General features: G+C 38.5%; 6 protein-coding genes and 2 pseudogenes. 5 read left to right on the top strand and 3 right to left on the bottom strand.

The genetic code is table 11. The features are described from left to right. Window positions 1-186 precede the first annotated feature (186 nt). Window positions 187-273: pseudogene (locus JUI58_RS27625) on the bottom strand (VapC toxin family PIN domain ribonuclease); the annotation flags it as partial. After that, window positions 255-506 carry a hypothetical protein gene (locus JUI58_RS06035; protein ID WP_204102855.1) on the bottom strand — a complete coding sequence of 84 codons (252 nt, stop codon included), beginning with the start codon at window positions 504-506 and terminating at the stop codon, window positions 255-257. The pseudogene JUI58_RS27625 and the gene JUI58_RS06035, both read right to left, overlap by 19 nt. A 178-nt stretch (window positions 507-684) precedes the next feature. On the opposite strand from JUI58_RS06035, the gene JUI58_RS06030 reads away from it, so the two are divergent. Further along, a complete protein-coding gene (locus JUI58_RS06030) occupies window positions 685-909 on the top strand; it encodes an addiction module protein (RefSeq protein ID WP_204102854.1) in 225 nt (74 codons plus the stop codon). Then, window positions 906-1,202: a type II toxin-antitoxin system RelE/ParE family toxin gene (locus tag JUI58_RS06025; RefSeq protein ID WP_204102853.1), complete on the top strand. Its 297-nt coding sequence runs from the start codon at window positions 906-908 to the stop codon at window positions 1,200-1,202. The genes JUI58_RS06030 and JUI58_RS06025 overlap by 4 nt, the downstream gene beginning before the upstream one ends. A gap of 190 nt (window positions 1,203-1,392) precedes the next feature. Here JUI58_RS06025 and JUI58_RS06020 read toward each other — a convergent pair whose 3' ends face one another. After that, a complete protein-coding gene (locus JUI58_RS06020) occupies window positions 1,393-1,713 on the bottom strand; it encodes a DUF433 domain-containing protein (RefSeq protein WP_204102852.1) in 321 nt (106 codons plus the stop codon). A gap of 18 nt (window positions 1,714-1,731) precedes the next feature. Here JUI58_RS06020 and JUI58_RS06015 point away from each other — a divergent pair, with 18 nt between their 5' ends. From JUI58_RS06015 to JUI58_RS06005, 3 genes and pseudogenes are all read left to right on the top strand, one after another. Then, a complete protein-coding gene (locus JUI58_RS06015; protein ID WP_204102851.1) occupies window positions 1,732-2,097 on the top strand; it encodes a DUF433 domain-containing protein in 366 nt (121 codons plus the stop codon). Continuing rightward, window positions 2,094-2,484, top strand: a pseudogene (locus JUI58_RS06010) (ACP S-malonyltransferase). Before JUI58_RS06015 ends, JUI58_RS06010 begins: the two are co-directional and overlap by 4 nt. Beyond that, the gene (locus tag JUI58_RS06005; protein WP_204102849.1) at window positions 2,484-2,621 is read left to right on the top strand and encodes a hypothetical protein; all 138 of its coding nucleotides are present in this window, start codon (window positions 2,484-2,486) and stop codon (window positions 2,619-2,621) included. The pseudogene JUI58_RS06010 and the gene JUI58_RS06005 overlap by 1 nt, the downstream one beginning before the upstream one ends. Window positions 2,622-2,626: the final 5 nt, after the last annotated feature.

Genomic DNA, 2,626 nt, shown 5'->3' with positions numbered 1-2,626 from the left:
TAAAGTTCAGAAAAATTTAGTTGAGATGCAACTAGAGGATTTAGAATATGGGTAGCATTTTTGATTTTTTGTTCGCGATCGCACCAACTTCCCAATAAGAAACCGCGATCGCCGTGATGAAAAAGGAAGAATACGAAACCGCGATCGCCTTTCCCAAACTGAGAAGCGATCGCATAACAAGATATATCATTGAGGAAAAAAAACACGGATAAATGGCTGATTTTGGTAACGACGATAAATATCAAAATCTTTATCTAATGTTGCGATCGTTGAAGATATTCTGCGATTTTTTGTTTGCGAGTGTCTCTATCTGATAAATCTCCCGAACCTTCTAATAAATATTCGGGATAACCGCCCATTCTTTCTAAAACTGTTTGAGAAGTCTTTAAACCGATCCAACGATCGCGTAACAGTTTTTTGACTAATTCTTGACTTGTCGTTTTTTCTCGAGACAGTATCTCAATTAGATATTTTTCAGCCTCATCATCAAGATTAAGTGTTAGCATAATATAATCTCAATATTTATTTGTTAAGTTTTATTATAACATACGGAGAAACTCAGCAAGCGATCGCCGTGATGAAAAAGGAAGAATAAGAAACCGCGATCGCTTACCCCGAGAGACACGATACAATTATTTTAGTTGCAAAAATCATTAGAGGCGATCGCGCATCGAGCATCCTAACATGAATATTACAGCCACCTTAAATGAAATTGCCTCCCTTAGCATTGAAGAAAGAATTGATCTCGTGCAAGCCATTTGGGATGGTATCGCTGCCGAACAAATTTACCTCGATCTCACAGAAACGCAAAAACAGGAACTCGATCGCAGAATTGAAGATTCCGAAGCTAACCCAGAAAACGTAATGACTTGGGAAGAAATCAAGGGATATATTAAAGAACAAAAATGAATTACGCACTGGTATTTCGTCCAGAAGTTCGCGAAGAACTTAACGAGGCTTATCATTGGTATGAAAGCCAAAAACAGGGACTCGGGGATGATTTTTTAGATTGTGTAGATGAGATTCTCGATCGCATTTGTTTAATGCCAGAGTCTTATGCAGTAGTCTATCGTGATGTTAGACGAGCGACCGTAAAACGTTTTCCCTATACCATTTATTATCGTATTATTTCCAGTCGGGTGATTGTAACAGCTATTTTTCACGGTCGGCGAGATCCAAAATCATGGCAAGAACGAAACTAAAATGGAAAGAGATCGCACCAACGAAGCGATCGCAGTTCAGCCACAAGGTATCTAAAATTATATTAAATCCGCATAAATATAAATACCATAATTCAAAATCTAGGGAGCGAGACGCTATCTAGGGAGCGAGACGCTATCTAGGGAGCGAGACGCTATCTAGGGAGCGAGACGCTATCTAGGGAGCGAGACGCTATCTAGGGAGCGAGACGCTCCCACTACCGTATAATACTTCTAAGCGATCGTAATCATTGGTTTCTTCTAATAAATACTGCTCGATTTCTGCTTTATTTGCATGATAATACGCTAATGCAGCATAAATCTGTGCTAAAGTTAAATTGCTAATGCGATCGCCAATTTTCTCTGCATTGAAGCCCATTTTATACCATCCAGCAATTCGTTGAATTTGTACTCTCGTTCCTGCAATTCGAGGGCGATCGCCACAGACATCAGGAGAACGTTCAATGAATGTCCCAATCTCTACAATATTTGATGGAAAAAGACTAGAAACCATATTAAATTATGAATCAGTATGACTCTCAAAACGCCAATTAAAGCAGAAATTATTCGCACCGAACGAGGATTAAAAATTGCAGGCACGCGAATTACCCTCTACGATATCATGGACTATCTTGTGGCTCAATATCCACCAAAATTTATCCAAGGATTGTTTGAGCTTACAGAAGAGCAAATCAACACCGCGATTGCATATATTGAAAATAATCGTACCACCGTAGAAATTGAATATCAAACAGTTCTCAAAGAAGCAAAAGAACTGAGAAAATACTATGAAGAAAAAAATCGTCCCTTAATCGAAAGATTGGCTCAACAACCTCCTAAACCCGGTCAAGAAAAAATTCGAGCCAAACTGCAAGCTGAAAAAATAAAGTTTTCATGAACTTTTTGATTGACCATAACCTAAAAGGTCACGCTATTCTTTTGTCTGGTACTATTTTGAATAGCGGTTGGTTGGATTGATATGCAATTTGTTACATTTGATGAAATTAATTTACCAATTAACAGTGACGATCGTATCGTTTGGCGTTTGGCACAATCCAATCAGATGATTTTATTAACAGCCAATCGCAGCATGAAAGGTGAAAATTCCTTAGAACAAGTAATGCGTGAAGAAATGACTCCTTTCTCATTACCCGTTCTTACAATTGGCGATCCTGATCGCGTGCTATACGATCCCAAATATCGAGAGAAATGCGTCATCCGTCTCGTTGAAGTTGTTCTAGATATCGATAACTATCGAGGTGTATCTCGTCTTTTTATTCCATAATGCGATCGCATTTCCCCAACTCCAAAAGCAATCTGACTCAAGAGGTTAATAAAAAGCGACTTCTCACGGCGATCGCTAATGTTAAAGTTCAGAAAAATTTAGTTGAGATGCAACTAGAGGATTTAGAATATGGGTAGCATTT

It is taken from the genome of Spirulina sp. CCY15215, from assembly GCF_016888125.1.
In the GTDB taxonomy this organism is placed as follows: Bacteria; Cyanobacteriota; Cyanobacteriia; order Cyanobacteriales; family Spirulinaceae; genus CCY15215.
The sequence above is the reverse complement of the archived record's forward strand: the minus strand, read 5'-3'. Positions and strand labels throughout refer to the sequence as shown.

Bases quoted from the DNA above. Each gene is read 5' to 3' on its own strand.
- JUI58_RS06025 (WP_204102853.1), top strand. From the start codon at position 906: ATGAATTACGCACTGGTATTTCGTCCAGAAGTTCGCGAAGAACTTAAC.
- JUI58_RS06030 (WP_204102854.1), top strand. From the start codon at position 685: ATGAATATTACAGCCACCTTAAATGAAATTGCCTCCCTTAGCATTGAA.
- JUI58_RS06015 (WP_204102851.1), top strand. From the start codon at position 1,732: ATGACTCTCAAAACGCCAATTAAAGCAGAAATTATTCGCACCGAACGA.
- JUI58_RS06035 (WP_204102855.1), bottom strand. From the start codon at position 506: ATGCTAACACTTAATCTTGATGATGAGGCTGAAAAATATCTAATTGAG.
- JUI58_RS06005 (WP_204102849.1), top strand. From the start codon at position 2,484: ATGCGATCGCATTTCCCCAACTCCAAAAGCAATCTGACTCAAGAGGTT.
- JUI58_RS06020 (WP_204102852.1), bottom strand. From the start codon at position 1,713: ATGGTTTCTAGTCTTTTTCCATCAAATATTGTAGAGATTGGGACATTC.